Origin of the sequence: Atopococcus tabaci DSM 17538 (assembly GCF_000429585.1) — a bacterium.
GTDB classification, from domain to species: domain Bacteria; phylum Bacillota; class Bacilli; order Lactobacillales; family Carnobacteriaceae_A; genus Atopococcus; species Atopococcus tabaci.
The window spans coordinates 1-1,406 of sequence record NZ_AUCD01000132.1; the positions used below are offsets into that span (position 1 = coordinate 1).

General features: G+C 41.3%; 1 protein-coding gene and 1 pseudogene. Both read right to left on the bottom strand.

Annotated elements, in window-relative coordinates:
• Positions 1-80 precede the first annotated feature (80 nt).
• Positions 81-911: pseudogene (locus tag G470_RS0111665) on the bottom strand (IS3 family transposase); the annotation flags it as partial.
• Positions 872-1,255, bottom strand: coding sequence for a helix-turn-helix domain-containing protein (locus tag G470_RS0111670; RefSeq protein WP_051258572.1), 384 nt, complete (start codon positions 1,253-1,255; stop codon positions 872-874). The pseudogene G470_RS0111665 and the gene G470_RS0111670, both read right to left, overlap by 40 nt.
• Between the last annotated feature and the right edge of the window lie 151 nt (positions 1,256-1,406).

Consider the following 1,406-nt stretch of genomic DNA (forward strand, 5'->3'; position numbering starts at 1 on the left):
TGAACTGCCCCCTGTCAAGTAGACAGATAAATAAACAAAATATTTTGTGCCATGTATGAGATTTTTCATGCATGGCTTTTTTATGCAGGAATACTCAAGCCCATTTTCAACGTCACCCGTCGGGTGTTATAAAAGTCAATGTATCGTTTAATATCATGCGTTAATTCTTCAAAACTCGTGTAGGTCTTTAGACGATACATTTCTTCCTTGATGATGCCCCAAAAGTTTTCCATTGGGCCGTTGTCAATACACTTGCCCACACGCGACATACTGTGGGTGAGTTGATGTTTTTTGACAAAATTGCGGAATCCGTGAGACGTATATTGAAAGCCGCGATCGCTGTGCAGGAGTGTGTGGGTCGGCACAAGATCGTCTTCGATCTGACGGACGGTATCACGGACTAAGGCATTGTTATTGTGTTTGGATAATTTAAAGGCAACTATTTTATTTGATCCATAATCGAGTATAGCGCTGAGATAAGCTTTGGAGTGCTGGCTATACTTAAATTCCGTCACATCGGTTAATAAGACGTCCATCGGCTTGTATTCCTTCTGGAATTCTCTATTGAGGATATTCTCGGTGACATGTGTCGCTTTGTGAGGTTTGTAGGTATACCGTTTCCGACGGATAACGGCTCTCAAACCCAACAGCTTCATCAAGCGATAGACACACTTATGGTTCACTCTGGCATTCATGAAATGGTTCAGATAAATAGTGATGCGACGATACCCATAAATGCCTTTGTGCTCTTCATAGACTTGAAGAATTAATTCAACCAGCTTTCGCAGTCGCTTTTCCGACGTAGTCGGCTTTCGCTTCAGCCACTTATAATAACCGGCTTTACTGACACCTAATGCTTCACAGAGATGAATTACTTTGAATCCTTCTTTTTGTAGTTTCTTGATCGTTTGGTATTCCGCCTCATACCTCGTCTGCGTGACATCAACTCTCTTTCCACTTCTTCTAACTTTTTTAACGCCGCGTTCTCCGTTTCCAGATACTCATTACGTGCCTTTAAAGCCGCATTTTCAGCCCGAATTCTTTCTTCTTCTGTTTGAATAATGTCCGGTTTCCCGCGACCTCGTCCATCGACGAGTCCGTCTGGACCGTGTTCTTTGTACTTTTGAACCCACGAATAGACATTATTGTAGGATACCTGGTGTTTTTCAGCTGCTTCTTTATAGGATAAATTATTGGCTAGATAGTCTTTGACAATTTGAATTTTTTCTTCTTGTGTTGTTTTTCTACCTTTCATCGTATACACCTCGGGTTTTGGAGAGTAACTCCTGATATTTTCCCCTTTAGTATACTTTATTATCCAATTTCTGACAGTGTCGGCCGATGGAATATTATATTTACGAGCCAATTGTCTGATTGGTGTTCCTTCTTCGAGATGTTCTCGAAGA

Excerpts from the sequence above, each read along its gene's own strand:
- G470_RS0111670 (WP_051258572.1), bottom strand. The coding sequence starts at position 1,255 with ATGAAAGGTAGAAAAACAACACAAGAAGAAAAAATTCAAATTGTCAAA.